Consider the following 18,365-nt stretch of genomic DNA (forward strand, 5'->3'; position numbering starts at 1 on the left):
ATGGATGTATATGCATATGTGGCTATGGACGAGAATACGACTTCACCGCCCAACCGCTCGCTGGATAGCATGTGCGTTGGCACGCATCATATCCGCATAGTGGGGCGCCTCATCATCGAGCGAATCGGAATATAAGGTACCCACCTGAACCCCGTTTTCATGGGCGACCTCACGCAAAACTGGGCTTCGCGTGCGAGTATTCCGATCGAGGAATATAGCCGGTACACGCAAATCCCTGATAGCGCGCTGCAGCCGCTGCCGCTGTTGGATGCTCGGCTCACTGCCCGCCACAGGCGTCACAAACCCCGCCACCGTCAGCCCATAAGTACTTGCCAGGTATCGGTACCCGTCATGGGTGGTAATCAGGTTTTTTGAGGCTTCGGGCAAAGACGCATAGACGCCGCGAATCTCCCAGTCCAGCTCATCAAGCTCGCGCATAACACGCTCGGTATTCGCCGTGTACAGGCTGGTTCCGGGAGGGTCAGCCTCGGCGAGAGCATCACGCATGACCTGCGCGACCGCCTTCATATTTGGCACCGAATGCCATATATGCGGGTCTATCTCGCCGTGCACATGTTTGCCGAGCACCGCCTGCGCCAGCAAATACACCTGCCCCCGATGCTCGCGCGAAGAACCCCTCAAGAACCCGTATTGGCCGCCCACAGGAACCTCCTGCAGAGTGCGCGAAGGAACCGCAATGATCGTGCGAGCCAGGTCGTGTTCGGTGACTTTCCCGCCACTATCGGCACGAATCACAAGCCGGCCCGTATATACCTGAACGGCTATATCCGCATGTCCAGAGACTAAAACGGTCGTATTTGAACCCAGACGAGAGGCAGCCTCGGCAGGGTCCTCACCCACCACAACGTGCAGTGTCCCCTGCGCCTGCCGCACCCCCTCGGGTGCGTTGCGGGGCGTTGCCAGAACATCAAGTTCGTACACACCGGCATCCGCAAAAGCCCACGAAAGATGCGTATGCGCCTGCAACGGAAGCTCCAGCGATCCCATATCACCGGTACGCACCCTCACACCATCCTGTGTGGATTCCTGCGTGCCGCGCGCCTGAGAATCGCACATCATCTCGACCGCGCCGAAGGTCTGTGTAATAAACGCCGCAACCTGCCCGGGACCCTTCACACGGGTAACCGAAAACGCGACCGAAGCATCCGAATCTGAGGGCGACTCAGCGGAATGGCTGGCGGATGCGCCCGAGGACTCGGCGCCCTCAACGCGCAGCCCCAACCAGATAGAATCCAGTGAGGCATCCTCCACCACGGGTTCAAGCTTGCCGCCGTACTGCTCAATCCTCTCGGCAACCGCCACCTGCGCCGAACCCTGCGGCAGGTTAGAGCTCACCATCGCCACCATTTTGCGCTGTTCCAGCAGCAGACCGTTGGTGAACGCCAGCCGTGCGTAGGCGACATCGCGCACATCCCGCAGGCTCGGCTCATAGGAATGCGGGTCTGCTCCATTGGGAATGAGGGCGTGTACCCGAGCACGCTCGCCGCCAACAGCACGCGCCATATCCGCCAAAATCGGGGTTGTCGCCACCACCTGAAGACGCCCGTCGGCATCAAAACCTGAGGACGTATTCTGTGCGGTGCAGGCGCTTAACGCCGCGCAAACGGGCAGAAAACCCAGGAAAGCGCGGCGGCTGAGCGGAAGTTCGAGTGAGCGCTGCGGTGTACAAGACTGACGGCGTGAACCTCTAGAGCTCATGGCGGTGCCGACGGCGCACGGTGTATACGATCATGCCTCCCAGCGCGACGGCAAGCACAGAGGTGCTGACCATAAACGGATTAAATCCAGCCCCGGTGTTGGCGAGCTTCCCGGCGGCAGCGGCCTGCTGCGCATCCTTAAGCTCCTGGTTGGTGAGGGCGCAGTCCTTACCTGAGGCGGTCTTGCCGACAATGCGTACCTTCGTGCCGTCTGGCTTCGTCACAATACCGCTGGCCGCATCCACGGCGCCCCGCTGGGATTGCTGCTCGGTAGGTTTATGAGTGGTCGAGTTTTCGGCGTTCTCAGGGGCGTTCTTCTGGTGGGCGGGCGCGGGGTTCGCCGGATTATCGGCATTGCCCACCGTAAAGTTCAGGGTCGATGTGCTCTCGACGGTCTGCCCGTTCTTCAGATGCACCTGCCAACCGATCGTCACCCGGTAGCGACCCTCTGCGGTAAACACCCAGTTGCTGTGTTGGTGCGTATTCAGCGGAACCTGAAATGAGCCACCGCGGGAATCGAAGACTTTTTGCCCGGCGGATCCGAAGTTGCCCGAGAGGAACACCGACATTGAGCCGGGACCGTCGAATCCCTTCAAACTCATGGTGACCGGTCCATCGGCCTGTTTGAGAAGTTCGGGATCCTGGGTACTCCATCCCAGCCACGGCACGCCTGCCTGCTGGGTTGCCCCAATCATGTGCACGGTACTTCCCGCAGGGGCAATATCTTCCATGCCCGCCGGGAATTTCAGCTTCGCAGCATCGCCGAGGACGAATTCTAAAGAACCGGGTGACACATGTTTGGGCGGGCTGAACCGATCATCTTTCACAGCAGAACTCAACGTGGAACCGTTCAAGACAGGGCCAACGTCAAAATGCCCCTCTGTAGCGCGATCCGCTGCGGCATGATCCGCAGTTGTTACCATCGGCAGAGTACCTGGAATATTCGCCGGGCTTTGGGTTCTTCGTGACTGCACGGAATCCTTGACGACAACCTCGGTCGGAATGCACTTCTCGGATTCGGTTCCGGGATAAGAGCCGCCGCGAGAACCCGAAGACAGCGCGGTATTGCCCGAAGTCCCTGAACCGCCAGAACCCGCACCCCGGACGGTCGGCGCGGTAACATTTTGGGCATTTGACCCGTTAACCGTGCGGTTCGGTGTGCCGGCATTCTGATCGGCTTGCTGCGGTGCCGGGGCGGGTACATCGGGCGCGGGGGCATCACCCGTTGCAATCTGGGGGTTGGGTGTCGCATCCGCCGAAGATTCAGGATGAGCCGGGGCGGCTTCCACACTCGACGAATCCTGATGCGCGGGCTCGATCACCTGATGCTGCGCGTGAGAACTACCTGCGCCATGATCTCCCTCTGATGAGCGCTCATTCGGGGCAACATCTCGATGCGCCTGCTCACCGCCCTCCTCACGCTGCGGCGGAGCGGCAGCTGATTCGGCGGAGTCCTGCGGGTTTTGTGCCCGATGCCCCTGATCGAAAACATCCTGCGGAACTTCGCCCACCACAACGGTGTAGGTCGCCTCAGCGTGAACCTGCGTGCCGTCCGTGAGTTCGGCGCTCGTGCGGAAAGTGAACCGGTAGGTTCCGGCGGCGGTAAACGCCCACGCAGCATGCACATGAGAACCCGCCTCAAGCTCGTAGGGCGCTAACCGATCCGCCGTGCTGAACATGCGCGATGCCCCGGAGAGATTCTCCTGAAAAACCTCAGCGCGTGCACCTTCGGGAACCTCGCTTTTGACGAGTTCAACCGTGATCTTATTGTTTTTCAGAGCGCCCTGCGGAATGTTTTCGGCACTGAAGCCAGGGTAGAGAAGCCCATCGGTATGCTTCTGCGGAATGTACCAGATGGGGGTGCCTTCGGGGGCGATGAAATCATATCCGGCGGCTACGCGGGTTTGGGATTGATCGTTGGCGGGCAGGTTGAAAATGGTGGTGGAGGGGTTGAAAAGACCTTCACCATCCTGTGTTTCGGCCTTGGAGTTTAGTGTGAGTTTTCCGTCGTGAAGCTCGGCGTTGAGCAGTTCGGTATGCACGCCGCGCACGATGTAATTCCCGGTGTAACTGCGCGGTTCTGCCTGTGCTGCACCTGCGCCATGTTCTTCGTGTGCGAGCGCCGCCGGTGCCGTGTTGAAAGCGGGCAGAGTGGGGGAGAGGGCTAGTGTGCATCCCAGGGCGGTGGTTCCGATGATGGTAAATGTTTTGCGGCTGCGTTGTTCCCGCGGCGGGGTTTGCGGGGCGGATCTGCGCATAGTTTTCCTCCAACGACGGTGTGGTGTGTGAGTTCACGACGCATCGGTGCGTGTGATTATGAGAATCACTATACATATCTATTTTGATTATGACAATTATTCTCAATTAGTGATAGGCTGTGTATGCAAAATGAGAAAGGTTGTCATGTACACGAAATACACACATCGTCGTGCGCTGAGTGCATCCCTTGCTCGTATTTCCGCAGTAGCTCTGCTGGCTCTTGCTGGCGCATCGCCTATGCTCCCCGCGCATGCGGGACCCGACGACGGGCGCATTATTACTACTCAGGGCCATGTTGATGCCCCAAAAACCTACTGGGAAAACGGCGGTTTCGCACTCAAAAACGAAGCAAACCCCTATAAGACCGGTGCCGATCTTTATGACCTCGACAAAACCGTCAACTGGGTGGGGAAGGGGTGGGATGGCCGCAACGGTGCATCCCAATACACTCTGACCCTCACCGATTCACCTAATCTGCGTTTTCTGGGCGAACCCGGGCAGACCCTCTACATGGCGCCCACCCTGACTTGGGGCAATCACGATCCCATCTGGGCAGGGCTGGGTTCATCCGTCAAAATTCCTACCGAGAAATTCCGCGACGGCATTTACGCGACCGATATTCTCTCGGTCGAAGGTCCCGGACGCATGGAGCTTTTTCGCTACAACCCCGATGAAGGACCTGCGGATGTGAACCGCATCCTATCAAGCACGAGTACCGGGTGGCACTCCTGGCTGCTCAGCAAAGGAAGCCACACGCATAACACCACAACCTTCACACGACCCGGGCGTTATGTGGTGACCTATCGCACGGTAGCGCGCGGCACGGACGGATCAATCATTCAATCCCCGCCGCAAAAACTCGTGTGGCAGGTGGGCGGGCGTAAACCCGTTCTCGGTGACGGAACCCCGAACGCGGTACCGACCATTGAGCGCTACAATGCTGCACCCGTCGGGAATCTGGACTCCGCCAAATATGTGCTTTCCGTGGCACCCCACAAGCTCGATCCCGACCCCGCGAAGAACAAGGACGCCGACGATAAACTCAGCGACATCACCTTCACCGCAGCCGATAAAAACCTCAGCGGAACGCTCACCCTATACAACAACGGGTATTTCCTCACCGACCTTGAGGTAAAGAACGGCACCGCCACCTGGAGCGAAATGATGGGCGGCGAATCCTCGCATCTGCAGGCTGTCTTCACCCCAAGCGGGAACGAGGGCGCGCGCTGGATTTCGCATAAGCTCGCCTATGAACCCGGGCACGCCGAGAGCGTATACAGCGACGACGGCACCGGAAACTGGCCCGTTGAAGAGCCCGATGAGCGCAATACCGTGCTTCCCACAGCTCAATACACCCCCGCCAGCGGCGACTACACGGTGCGCACCGTGCCCTCCACGCAGGAAGGGTACCGCACGCTTGAGGTGACCTTCGCCGACCCTAATGTTCGCGGGTTTATCCGGGGCGGGTTCTACGCCCCCAACGACTACGAATACCCCAAATTCGATATAGAAACTACGATCGACAACGGGGTAGCGCGCTTCACCTACCGGGAAGACAGCTACTTTGAGAACAGCGAGCTTATCGTGAAAGTGCTGCCGCATCCCGATATGAATGCCCGCACCTCACAGGTGAAACTCACCCAGAATTATCAGCGCGGCGGCGATTACAGTGCCACGGGAACGCTGGGTGCGGATGCGCCCGCCGCAAACCCCCAGCCGGGCGACTCGCACACCCCGGACCCCCAGCCAAGCCCCTCCGCTGACCCGAACGGTCCCGACCCCAACAATAACGATGCGCCGCCCAGCGCATCCCCCGCCCCGGCGGCTCCCGAGCGGCCGAGCGCAAACCCGACTCCTTCGCGAGATGGGGATACACAACGCACGCAAAACCCCGCACCGAAGGCACCCGCCCCCATGCCAACCTGCGAGGCGGGCAAGATCGACGGCCGCTATAAAATCGGCGATGGACACCTAGACCTTCAAGCACAACTGCGTGATAACCGGCTGGAACTGGGTCTCAAAGACGATAGCGGACTCATAGATGCGGACTCGGTGGTACGCCCGTTGGATACCGTGGTGTGGACCGTCAGTGATCGTGCCCGCCGCAGCCGCAACGAGCACATGAACTCGCCCAAACTCGACTTTATTGGACCGGTCGGAACCGCGTTTTACGGGCTTCCACAAACCCAGATGCGCGGGTTGCCCTGGCCCGGGTACAGCACCCAGGATGTGGACTACAGCAGACTCGACGGCGGCGTAACCCTGCACGTTGTGCCCCGCAGCATGCCGAAGGGCGCGCGATTCGGCGTCTTCACCGAGTCGTTGACCGGCCCCGAGGTTCTGCTGGATTCGACCAAAAATCAACATAGTATATCGATCGACTACGCAACCCACGCGCACGCCAACTGGGTATTTACCGAGCCTGGGCATTACATGTTTGACATTCAGTACACCGCAAAACTCAAAGACGGTACTGAGATCACAAGTAAAGTCCAGCAGCTTGCCGTCGCCGTCGGGAATGAGGCAAGCAACGCATGCTCCTTTACCACAGCGTCAGAGTCGGGCAAAGGCACAAACGACGGTTCATCCTCCGACCAGAATGCCGGGCAAGACTCCTCGGCACGGGTGGGCACCCCTCAGGGCGCCGTGCGCGTTCCCAATGCCCCGGCGGATGCGGCGCATCCGCACAACCCGACTGAACCGCAGGATGCCTCGGCAGCCCCGCAGAACGGTACAGAGGGCACGAACCCGCAAGGTTCTGAGCAAGCGGCGAACTCGGGAACAGCCCAGAGGGCGGGTACCCAGGTTGGTGCAACTACAGAGAACGGCACGGTCACCGGATCGTCAGGGAACGGCGCATCGGGCGGTTCAGGTTCGGGCGCATCCGGCGTGGTTCAAGGGTCTGCAGGCGGTGCATCTGCGGGCTCGACCGCGCTGGCGCATACCGGATTTGCCGTGATTCCCGTGGTGATCGCGGGTGTTGCGCTTCTGGGTACTGGTGCCGTTTTGGTGATCCGTCGTCGGCAAAAGTAGCCGCGGCGTAAGACACCGAACACGCATCACGCCTTATGACCTCACCATTTTTGCGAAAACGGTGAGGTCATAACCGTTTAAGAGCGTGTTGAGCAGGGGTTTTGGCAGGTAGAGCACCGGGAGCGCCATCCGTTTTATACCCCCTTAAAATCCCCGCTGACCGTGAGCAAAAGGCTGAATCTTGCGGATGCGCCGGTTACACTAGGTATAGCCGTGAGACCTACCCGAGCACTAGAGCGTGAGGAGCAACCGTGGACGATGCAATAACCGGCATGCGCGAAGGAGCGCCGCTAGGATCTGCCTTCACGCTCATTCGTGCGGTAGGTTCCGGCACGGTCGGCACCGTCTGGGCGGTCTCACGTAAAGGCTCATGGGCGCTGTATGCTGCTAAATTCCTCAAGCCCGAGTACCACAAAGACAGCGAATTTCTTGAGCGGTTTGTGCGCGAACGCACCGTGCTCTCGCAGCTGCACCACCAGTACATCGTGCCGATCGAAGACATGGTGGTTGAGGGCGATAACCTGGCGATCGTCATGGAATACCAGCATGGCGGAAGCGTGCGCGAGTTTTTGCAGAAGCAGAAGAATCTGCTGCCCGGCGAGGCTTTCGGCATTGTCGAGCGCGTGCTTTTGGCGCTGGAATACGCGCATCGTTCCGGGGTTCTGCACCTAGATATTAAGCCCGATAACGTGCTTTTATCGGGGCATTACGGTGATGCCCTCGTGGAGCAGGTGCGGGTTGCCGACTTCGGTATCGCCACGCTCATGGGGCAGACGGAGAGCCAGGGTTTTTACGGTACGCCCGCCTACATGTCGCCCGAGCGTAAGGCCTATGGAAGCTCGGATTCCTCAGCCGATATTTATTCCGCCGGTGTTATGCTGCACGAGCTTCTGGTCGGCGCCGTTCCGCTGGTGGATGCGGATTCTGCCGTTCAGATCAGCGATCACCTTCCCGAGGATGTGCGCACCGTCCTTGAGAATCTTATGAGCCTATCGCCCAAGAACCGCCCGCAGGCCGCGCAGGCTGTGGCGCAGGTTCGGGCTCTGCGCAAGAAATACCAGGATGCTGACCGGTTCGAGTATGAGGAACGTGCCTCAGAAAATCAGAGCACCGGTGGTCGTCAGCGCACGGTTATTCGCGGCGGCGAGCAGGCACCCGCTCAAGCCGCGTCGGATAACTACAGCACCCAAGTACCCGAACTGGGTGAAGCCTCACATCAGACGATTATCCGCCCGGTGACTGAGGCGCCGGTTGTCGAAGAGGAAGAAATCGACGAAGAATTTGAGAATGAGCAGCCGAGAACGGTTGCCTCACAGCTCAAACGCCCGCTCGTGTGGGGGTCGATATTAGGTATTTTGGCGCTTATCTGCGCGTGTGTTTTCGTCTTTATTAACAGTTCCGGTGAGAAGAAGCAAGAGGGGCCAAAAGAGCATTGGACCGCATCCTCAGGCACGAATTCGCCCCTGCCGAGCGGCTTAGGCACCCGCCTGGAGGCCGACTATGACCCGTCGTCCCATACGGCAACCGTGAAATTTGAGTACTCGACGCAAAAATCCGGGCTGCACGGCGATATTCTGCAGGTCATTCCCGGGCTGAGCACCGATTCCTGCCCGCAAACCACGTGGAACCAGGCGAGTGAGGCCGAGGAGATCCGCAAAAACCAGGCCGCCATTACCGGGCTGGATACGAAATGCGCCTGGAATGTGAGTAACCTTAAGATTCCGGCGAACTCAGCCGTGACCATGAGCGCCAAGGTCGATATCGATATTCCCGATCAGAAGAGCCTCGAAAAATGGCTGGGCGAGATCACCAAGAAAACCCAGACCGCCATTAGCGACCCGGACGTGAAGTCGGCTTCATACCCCATTCAGCGCATCCAGAAGATTGAGGTGCAGGTGCCCAACCGTGTGGTTAACCAGTCGGCAGTACCGGTTACCCTGCTGCCGGTGTGGCCCAGCGGCAAGGACGACCTGAACCCGCTCATGAAGCTGCCGCAGACCGGCACACCCTCCCAGGCCATTACCTCGCTGGCGCCGGACACGGGCGATATCGCCTTCACAGACGGATGCTCCGGTCACCTATCAATTTCAGCGGATCAGAAAAATGTGACGGCCCTATCGGTTGCTCCCCAGTGCAAGCTCAACGTTCAGGTGGGTAACTTCACAAATCTGCAAAGTAACGCTTTCAGTATTACATCACGGTAATTGAACATCTGTTGATCGTGCGACAGAGCGTTAAGATTGGCATATTTCCCGCACATTCTACTCATGGCGCGGTAGAATACCTTTAAGTTGCCTCGAACGGTTTACTCAACGCCACACACATACGATGCAACATTACTGTCCATAAAATCAGCCACCTTCCGGAGTGCCATATGTCTACACGCTTTGACGCGTCAGAGTCACGGCTGACGTGGAAGAGCCGCTGTGTGCGGGTGCCTTTAACCATCGGGGTCATTGGCAGTTTGCTCCTTGCGGCATGCTCCTCGTCAGACCAGCAGAATAGTGATCCTACCTCGCCCGGGCAGACGACCCAGCAGAGCGAACAGCAGGTGCAAAACCCCACGCACGTGCTGCAGAACGTGAATCTTAAACTTGCGAGCAACGGTAACGTTTCTGCTATTGACACCAACAATATCTATGTCAATGAACAAGAGCACAAGAGCTCCAGCAAGACCATCAACTTCAAGGTCAAAGACGTTATTAACGACGTCCCGGTGCGCGTCAGCACCCAGTACCAGAGCTCCAAAGGCACCGGTACAAACCTGAAAGACCTGAACGGGTACTCCGGCGAGCTGACTATTAAGGTCACCGTCGAAAACCTTACGCTCAAGTCCCAAGAGGTAAGCTACGATGCGGGCGGCACCAAGCGCACCAACCAGGCGCTCGTCGGTGTTCCGTTTACGGTGGCAGGATCGGTTTCGCTCGATAACGTGAAATCCAACCAGATCATTACCTCCGGCGATAAGACGGACGACAGCGCAACCAACGGCGTGATCAGCACGACCGGGGACGGCAAAGCGAACGTGCAGTGGGGCGCGATCCTGGCGCCTCCGACCTCCGGGGCGAGCACATCGTTCACGCTGAAGGTGAATGCGCAGGACTTCAAAGCACCCGATTTCGATATTGCGGTTCAGCCGGGGTTCGCCTCTGACCTTTCGGGTGAGAGCGTGCTCAACAACAGTTTCAATAAGAACGACGCTAACCAGGTTGCGATGCTTCAGCGCACTATCGACTTGGTGAACAATGTCGATTCGACGATTACCAGCGCCAGCTCGCAGGTGAACGAACTGCGCTCCAGCCTGGACAACACCTCGGACACCCTGGGTCAGGATGCCGCGAAAAACCTGCAGGCTAACAGCGAGAGCCTGACCAAGCGTATGGCGGAGCTTGACGGGCAAATTCAGTCCCTCAAGGATGACCTTGCCAAGACTGCTGACGGCAACAAGAACCAGCTCATCAGCCAGCTGGAAAGCACCGTGAACACGATGGATACCCTGCTGGGTGATACCTCGCAGGTTCCGAATGTCTCGGTTTCGCATCAGAACGGGTCATGCACCGTCGATCGCGGTGCAGCCGGAGGCGGATCGAGCGTATACGGCAACCTCGTGCAGCTTTCCCAGATTCTCAACAACTATGCCGATGCCAGCGGCGACTGCCAGCATGCCCTCGCGGATTCGCTGCGCCAGACCATCGGGCCGGACAACCCCAGCCCCGAGGTCTGTCGTGATGGCTCTTCGGTCACCTGTTCCCTGTACGGTGCTTCGGTCACCTCGCAGGCAAGCCTGATTGGCCTCGTCGCTAATGGTGAGAAGCTTGTGAACGAGCTGCAGCCCGAGTACCTCAAGGGTGCCAACAAGAACTACCGTGCCCTGCGCGGCGAGATAGACAACCTGACGAAGTACCTGCAGAGTGATGAAGGCAAGAAAGCCATTCGAGACCACCAGCAGAACGGTGACGTCACGGAATCGCTCAAATCTAGCCGCCGGTCGGTAGATGAGCTCAAGAAAACCTCGGATGAGCTCACCAAGGCGCTCAACAGCCTGCACAGTAAGGCCGTGGCGGCGCGCAACGACGTGAGCGGAAACTCGAACTCTATAGACCAGCAGAACGAAGATATCGCTAACGAACTCTGCAAGCTCTCGGTAGAAAACGGCGGCAAGCTCTCGCAAGAAGAAGTAGACCGTCTGCGCTCCTACCTGACTTCTACGCCTTGCGGTGAGACCCCGAGAACCCCGCAGCGCGATCAGAATAACCAGAACCAAGGCGATCAGAACACCCCGAACAATAACCAAAACGGGAATAACGGTAACCAGAACAATCAAAACCAGGGTAATCAGGATAATAACCAGAACACCCCCAATAACAACCAGAATGGTCAGAACGATCAGAATGGCCAGGGCGGTGCGCAGGTAACCCCGCAGAACGACCCGACTGAGAATGGCCAGAACGATCAAAACGATCAAAACGGTCAGAACCAGAACACCCCGAACAATAACCAAAACGGGAACAACGCTAACCAGGGCGGCACCCCTGTAGTCCCGGCAGCACACCGATTTGCTGCCGACAAGCTCCAGGCACCCGAAGGTTACGGGCAGGCTATGGATGAGCGCCTGAACAACCAGGCACGTGCTTGGGACGAGGTTATTAAGGAAACCGACCTGCAGAACCCGACCACCCCTCTGGCGCAGAATGCCAAGGGATTCTCTGACCAGGTGAACTCCCTGGACTCCACGCTCAGCTCGGTTGAGAAGGCGTATGCGGGCGAAGGTGACGACCAGAACCGTGATCGTGATGATCGTCAGAACGACCCGAACTCCCTGGATGAAAAGCTCAAGTCGCTGACTAGCGCATCCGACGAATTGGGTAAGAACCTGGATGAACTTTCCAGCCAGCACTCCGAACTTTCGGAAGCTCTCAAGAATGCATTCAAGGACTCTGCTGACGAAACCAGCAAGAACATCAACAACCTGATTTCGCAGGAGATCCGCCAGGTATCGGCTCAGGGTTCGGCAGGTGCCGATTCCATTCAGAATTCCTTCACCAGCTCGATCTACGGTCTGGCGGAAGCCTCGAATGTAATCGTGCGCGATGCCGGTAACTCTCTGGAGGCGCAGCGCCGTGACATCGCCGGTAAGGTTGAGAACCTCAAGGCATCCTTGGACGGGGTCACCCAGAGCTCCCTGGAACAGCTGGATGCGCGCACCGGAAGCGCCAGCCGCGACCTGGCGGGTGCATCCGTGCTTCTTGCCGACGACCTCAACAAGGTTATCCTCGACCTGGGCGATAGCCGAGTCGATGGTTCGGGTCTGCTGGGCGCGTTGAAGACGAACGCCGCGAAAGCTGGCGCCGCCGACTTCCAGCTGGCGCTTGCTTCGCAGAACGCGCAGGGTTACACCAGCGTTCGTGCCGAGGACATTGCGGCCGTGCAGCTGCGGCAGGCACAGTTCAAGGCGTCCTTGGAGAAGCTCAAGTCACTGCCCTCCTTCCACCTGCCAGACGGTGGTAAGGCCGAAGTGAAGGTGGTTTACACCTTCCACATTGGGGACATGTAGCGTGACCCCAGAGCCTCAGCTTGAGGAAGAACAAACCTCCCGAAGGGTACCCCTGACCATCATTGGCTGGGGTGCCCTTCTGGGGGTCTTGTTGTTGGTTATCGTGGTGGCAGCTCATCTGCTGCGACCGGATATTCGGCCCTTGCGCGCACCCGGTGATACCGAGGCGATAGCCCCCGTTGTTCCACAGGAAATTACGCTGCCGAACAACAATAATCGAGACGCCAAGATCGGGATTATTATGACCTACGGCGAGGATGCGGAAGGCTCCGAATGGGTGCTCCCTGCCCAGGGTGCTGCGGTGGCTGCGCACCGTCTGGATCTTGGCAAAACCCCCGTTCAGCTGACAGTCGCTAACGATAAGGGAACTTCCGACGGGGCTCGTGATGCCGTCGAAAAACTCAAATCTGAGGGCGTTCAGGGGATTATTATTTCTTCCTCGGGTGAGCATATTAAAGGTGCGACGAGCGCGGCTCGTGAGAGCAGCATCCCGGTAATTGAGGTTTATGACAGCGTAGATACTGGGCGCGGAGTCTGGAGCCTGGCGCCCAACCCCGAGCAGCTTTCGCAGGCGTATGTGCAGGCTTCGCAGCCGAGTACCCAGAGCATCGTGATAGCTCCCAAGGATACTGAGGTGAAGATTCCACAGGTTGCCACCAAACATGCGTACGACCGCGATACCGATGTGCGCGAGCTTGCACAAGACGTCAAGAAAGAGTCCCAGAGCTACGGGGCTTCGGCGAATATCTTCGTTTCGGGCTCGGCAATTCGCCAGGCCAAAATCGTCAAAGAGCTGCAATACGCCGGGGTGACGGCTCAGATTCTTTTGAGCCCGCAAGCCGTATCGCCCATTTTCGCGCGAACCCTTGTGGCTGAGGGCGGCACGGTCTCGGCAAACCTGACGACCGTCGGGTACAACATGTCAGACTCTTTGGCTTTGCAGTCCGATGACCCCGGGCGGGGGCTCGCCGCCTTCCTCGAAGCGGTGCGTGTTATGGGTCAGGATTCATCCTACATGACCCTGCAGGATGACCAAGCCTTCAAATCCGCCGCTCCCTATGCGGATGCGCGCTCCCACAACGCGGTGCTGGCGTTTGCCTATGCGATCGATAAGGTGCACGAGCGCAAGCCGGAGGCGGTCACTCGCGTGCTGGAAAGCATGAGGCTCGATGCCGCTCAGGCGATTGCGGGCGACGCACTTGATTTCACTCATGAAAACCCGACGACTGCGCCCGTGCAGACACTCCATGCTACGGAGCAGAGCTTGGGGCTGCGACCCGAGCCGAGCAACGATCAGGAACCGCGCATCGTCTGGTTTGCAGAGCGTGGAACTCGAACGGAAACCTACAATGAATAGCAATTGACTAGTATATATTCCAAATAAAGAATATAAGATGCCGTCTTGTACAGGGCTGTGAGATCGTCAAAGGAACAGTATGCGAATCCAAATATCCCTCGAATCTTTTCAGAAAAGTATCGAACTCGATTCGTGGCAGGAGAACACCACGCTGCGGCAGATCGTCTACACGGCGGGCGGCCCAGAGATAGCCGCTGACGACCCGCTCTATGTAGACTCCCAGCCGGTCACCGGTGACACCACGATGGATACCGTCGTGCTGCTCGAAGGCAGCACCATCGGATACGCCCCCACGCCGGTTGCCGAACCCATTCACGGATGGTCTATCACCGTCGCGGGCGGGCTGCATGCGGGGCGCATCCTGCCCCTGCCAAGTGGTCGCGCCCTCGTGGCGGGGCGTTCCCCCCAAGCCGATGTTGTGCTGGAAACCGAGAGTGCATCCTGGGAACACTTCACCGTCACTCAGACCGATGACGGGGTACTCGTCAAAGACTCGGGATCCACCAACGGAACCTATGTGAACGGCGCAAAACTGGGCGAAGATGGGGTAGAAGTAGACGACGAAGCCGTTATCTACGCCGGGGGAGTGGCATTGCTTGTGCGCCCGCAGCTCACCGAAACCCTGGCACCGCGCGCAGGATCGCTTCCCAACCTGACCCCCAGCCGCACGGCACCCTTCAACCGTCCGCCGCGCGCGGCGCTCATGCCCGAATCGGATACCGTCAAAATACCGAAGCGGAAGAACGTTACTAAACCCTCAAAATTCAGTATCGCCACGGTACTTGCGCCACTGATTTTCGCCGGTGCCATGGTCGCCATGATGCGCGAAATCCGCTACGCGCTTTTCGCGCTGCTCAGCCCGGTAGCGGCCATTGGTATGTGGCTCGAGCAGAAAATGCGCTTCAAACGTGAGAAGCGAGAAGAAGAAAACCGGTTCGAGAAAGAACTCGACAAGGTTAAAACCAAGTTCGACGACATCTACGACTATGAGCGTCTGCGTCTGCAGGAACTCGCACCCGACCCCGCCAGCGTGGCGCGGCGCATCGAGCTTCCCAGCGTGGAAGTATGGCAGCGTCGCTTTAAAGCCTCTGACTTTATGACGCTGCATGTGGGGTACGGCAACTACGCCTGGATTCCCAAGAACGATTTGACCTCAAGCCAGGAACCCGAGAAAGAAATTAAAACTCTTCTCGACTCATCCAAGCTCATGGGAGCCCCCATGGTCGCCGACCTGACCGACGCCGGTGTTATCGGCATCGTGGGTGATAGGGAAGGCGCCCTCGCCCTAGCGCGCAGCCTCGTCATGCAGTCCGTGACTCACTGCGGACCCGCTGACCTCACCCTAGGCGTCTTTTTCGACCGCGGAAAAGAAGACGAATGGTCGTGGACCTCGTGGCTGCCGCATACCCGACAGAGCGGATCTTCCACGGGTGGCCGATGGATTTCGCAGGATTACGAGCACTCCAACGCTATGCTCAAAAACCTGCAGCAGAGCATCGATGGGCTGCTAACCCCCGGTCTGATGCTGGTGATCGACTCTGAGGTACTCACTGAAGGCCGTGATGCCCCAGCCCGTAAACTCTTAGGGTACGGTCGGGGTGAAAACCCGCACCTTCAGTCCAGCCGCGATAAAGTAGTGCATAAAGTGTTCGGCATTGTGATTGCCTCGTCCGAAGAGCAGCTTCCCGCTTCCTGTACCGTAGTTGTTACAGTGGACGAAGACGCCGCCGCAACCTTCTATGAACCCGAGAAACGCCGTACCGTCAACGACGTTATTATCGGCGGCATTGACCTTGACTACGTCACAAAACTGGCGCGGATGCTCGCAGAATTCGACGACCCCGAGCTCATCATCCCCGGTGCGGGTCTGCCCGGGCTGGTGCGTTTGCCCGAGCTCACCGGCATCGGCACGCCGCCTACCGCCCAAAAGATTATTAACACCTGGCAGAAATCCACCGGATACAGCACCGAAATCGGCGTTGGTGACCAAGGCGTGTACACCCTCGACCTCGTCAAAGACGGTCCGCACGGTCTCGTCGGCGGTACCACGGGCTCGGGCAAGAGTGAATTCCTGCGATCCCTCGTCGCTGGTCTGGCGGCCCATAACGACCCCACACGCCTCAACTTCATTCTGATCGACTTCAAGGGCGGCGCGGCGTTCAAAGCCTGTGAACGGCTGCCGCACACCATCGGCACCATCAGTAACCTCGACGAACAGCTCGCAAACCGTGCGCTGATCAGTCTCGAAGCTGAAATGGAGAGGCGACAGCGGCTCTTCGCCTCCGTGGGTGAAGGCGTCGACAACATCATCGAATACCACGCCACCAACCCGCCAGAACCCATGCCGCGCCTGCTCCTCGTTATCGACGAGTTCGCCATGCTCGCCAAGGATTTCCCCGATGTGCTCACCTCACTCGTGAGCATCGGTGCCGTGGGCCGTACCCTTGGCGTGCACATGATCCTGGCAACCCAGCGGCCCGCTGGCGTGGTGAACAACGATATCCTGGCGAACACCAACCTGCGTGTTGCGCTGCGCGTGCAGTCCAAAGAAGACTCCTCCAACGTGATTGAAGTGCCGGATGCCGCATCTATTGAGCGCTCGCAGATGGGCCGAGCCTACATCAAATTGGGACAAACCGACATCACCCCCATTCAGACCGCGCTGGTAACCGGGTACAGCGGCGTTGTCGAACGAGACCCCATCGAAATGCGTTCGACAAGCGTTTTCGGCATTCCCTCTGCACCGCGTGCCCTGCCGAAACCGAAGAAGACCGATGCGAACGACCTTGACAACCTGATCGACGCTATCGTCGAAGCCAACCACGAGCAGCACTATGCCCCGCCGCGCAAAGTCTGGCCCGAAGCGCTCGGCGATAACCTGCCGCTGAACGGATTCGATAAACCCCTCTACGGAATTGACGAACCCGCACCCGCAGATAGTGATACTCCGATCGTGGGAACCGTTCAGGGCAGTACCGTCTTCTTCGGTCTCGCCGATATTCCCGAAGATCAGGTTCAGGTACCCGCCGGATGGAATATCCAGGTAAGTAATATGCTCCTGGTCGGAACCCCCGGCAGCGGCACCAGCACCGGGCTAGCCTCCATGGCGTTCACCCTGTGCCTCAACACACCCCCGGATCAGCTCGACATGCTCATCCTTGACATGGGTGCAGGAACCTTAGCACCCCTGAAAGACCTGCCGCATGTGAGCGCCTATGTAGGCCCCGGCGAAGGCTCTAAAGAAAGGCAAACAAGGTTCCTGCGGCACCTCATGAACGAGATGGAACGCCGCCGATCCAACCCACGCGGCAACCGCGACCTCATCATCCTCGTAGACGGCTACGGCACCCTGCGCGACGAATTCATGGACTACACCGGAACCGACTACCTGGGTGCGTTCCACCGCGTTTACGCAGACGGCCCGGCGCTGGGCATGCACATTATCATGGCAACAAGCCGCCTTAAAGGCATTCCCTCCGCCGTTGATGATGTAACCCAGCAGCGCTGGCTCTTCCATCTCTCCGATACGTACGACTACTCCAACTACAAAATCAAGGGACCGGATATTCCCGCATCAGTCCCCGGACGATGCGTCGACAGCGTAAGCATCAGGCAGATCCAGGTTGCACACCCACAGATGAGCCTCGAAGATGCCGTTCAGCAAGTCGTCCAGCGTTGGGGCACGGTCGATAAACCCGATGTTATCGGCCAGCTGCCCTCTCTTGTGCGCCTATCACAGCTGGGCGTTGAACCCTCCATCGGCGGCGAAAACTGGATTATTCCGGTGGGTATTGCCGAGCACAACCTCAAGCCTGTTGCACTGGAACTCTACGAAGGTGAACACGCACTCATCGGCGGATCACCACGTTCCGGCAAATCGACCCTACTTCAGGCTATTGCTGACTCCGTCATAAAACAGCGCGACCGCGGCGAAACGAACGCCCAAGTGTGGGTTATGTGTACCAGGCGCTCGCCGCTGGCGCATCGTGATTTTGATCGGAAGGCAACCACCGCCCAGGATATTGCTTCGCTTGCTGCCGAACTGGAAATTATCGAGGAGCCGGTACTCTTGTTGATTGACGATGCGGAGCGCATTGAAGATGCTGAAGAGGGCATCGCCAATATTATCAAGGCGGAATCTCCGTATATACGCATTATTGCAGCGGGTAAGCCTGGTGATTTGCGCACCATGTATTCGCACTGGACGAAGGCGGTGCGTAAGTCGCGTACCGGTGTGCTTCTGCAGCCGCATATTGACTACGACGGCGATATGTTCTCGCTGAACCTGCCGCGGCGTTCCCCGGTGGCGCTTACCACGGGCCGCGGCTATGTGGCGGTGGGAGGTGCCCTTGCGCTGGCACAGACGGTATGCCCCGACGACCTTGAGATTCAGTCAAAGATGGCATCGTAGCGCAGAGCGTTTTCTCAGAAAAGATCCCTCACG

The 18,365-nt window shown here is 58.5% G+C and carries 7 protein-coding genes; 5 read left to right on the forward strand and 2 right to left on the reverse strand.

All coding sequences use genetic code 11. The features are described 5' to 3' along the window. Nucleotides 1-42: 42 nt before the first annotated feature. On the reverse strand, nucleotides 43-1,719 hold the full coding sequence (locus HMPREF0733_RS04750; RefSeq protein ID WP_013398234.1) for an anchored repeat ABC transporter, substrate-binding protein: 1,677 nt from the start codon (nucleotides 1,717-1,719) through the stop codon (nucleotides 43-45). Then, complete coding sequence (locus HMPREF0733_RS04755; RefSeq protein ID WP_013398235.1) at nucleotides 1,709-3,976, reverse strand: TIGR03773 family transporter-associated surface protein; 2,268 nt, start codon at nucleotides 3,974-3,976, stop codon at nucleotides 1,709-1,711. Before HMPREF0733_RS04755 ends, HMPREF0733_RS04750 begins: the two co-directional genes overlap by 11 nt. Nucleotides 3,977-4,121: 145 nt before the next feature. Here HMPREF0733_RS04755 and HMPREF0733_RS04760 point away from each other — a divergent pair, with 145 nt between their 5' ends. The 5 genes from HMPREF0733_RS04760 (at nucleotide 4,122) to HMPREF0733_RS04780 (ending at nucleotide 18,332) form a co-directional block, all read left to right on the forward strand. Continuing rightward, the gene (locus tag HMPREF0733_RS04760; protein ID WP_244864849.1) at nucleotides 4,122-7,010 is read left to right on the forward strand and encodes a choice-of-anchor M domain-containing protein; all 2,889 of its coding nucleotides are present in this window, start codon (nucleotides 4,122-4,124) and stop codon (nucleotides 7,008-7,010) included. 251 nt (nucleotides 7,011-7,261) lie between these two features. Continuing rightward, on the forward strand, nucleotides 7,262-9,214 hold the full coding sequence (locus tag HMPREF0733_RS04765) for a serine/threonine-protein kinase (RefSeq protein WP_013398237.1): 1,953 nt from the start codon (nucleotides 7,262-7,264) through the stop codon (nucleotides 9,212-9,214). Nucleotides 9,215-9,384: 170 nt separating this feature from the next. Then, nucleotides 9,385-12,564, forward strand: a complete 3,180-nt coding sequence (locus tag HMPREF0733_RS04770; protein ID WP_013398238.1) for a bifunctional endo-1,4-beta-xylanase xylA precursor — start codon at nucleotides 9,385-9,387, stop codon at nucleotides 12,562-12,564. A 1-nt stretch (nucleotide 12,565) separates the two neighbouring features. Further along, nucleotides 12,566-13,921 carry an ABC transporter substrate-binding protein gene (locus HMPREF0733_RS04775; protein ID WP_013398239.1) on the forward strand — a complete coding sequence of 452 codons (1,356 nt, stop codon included), beginning with the start codon at nucleotides 12,566-12,568 and terminating at the stop codon, nucleotides 13,919-13,921. A gap of 79 nt (nucleotides 13,922-14,000) precedes the next feature. Next, the gene (locus HMPREF0733_RS04780) at nucleotides 14,001-18,332 is read left to right on the forward strand and encodes an FtsK/SpoIIIE domain-containing protein (protein WP_013398240.1); all 4,332 of its coding nucleotides are present in this window, start codon (nucleotides 14,001-14,003) and stop codon (nucleotides 18,330-18,332) included. Nucleotides 18,333-18,365 lie beyond the last annotated feature (33 nt).

This window comes from Rothia dentocariosa ATCC 17931, assembly GCF_000164695.2.
GTDB classification, from domain to species: Bacteria; Actinomycetota; Actinomycetes; order Actinomycetales; family Micrococcaceae; genus Rothia; species Rothia dentocariosa.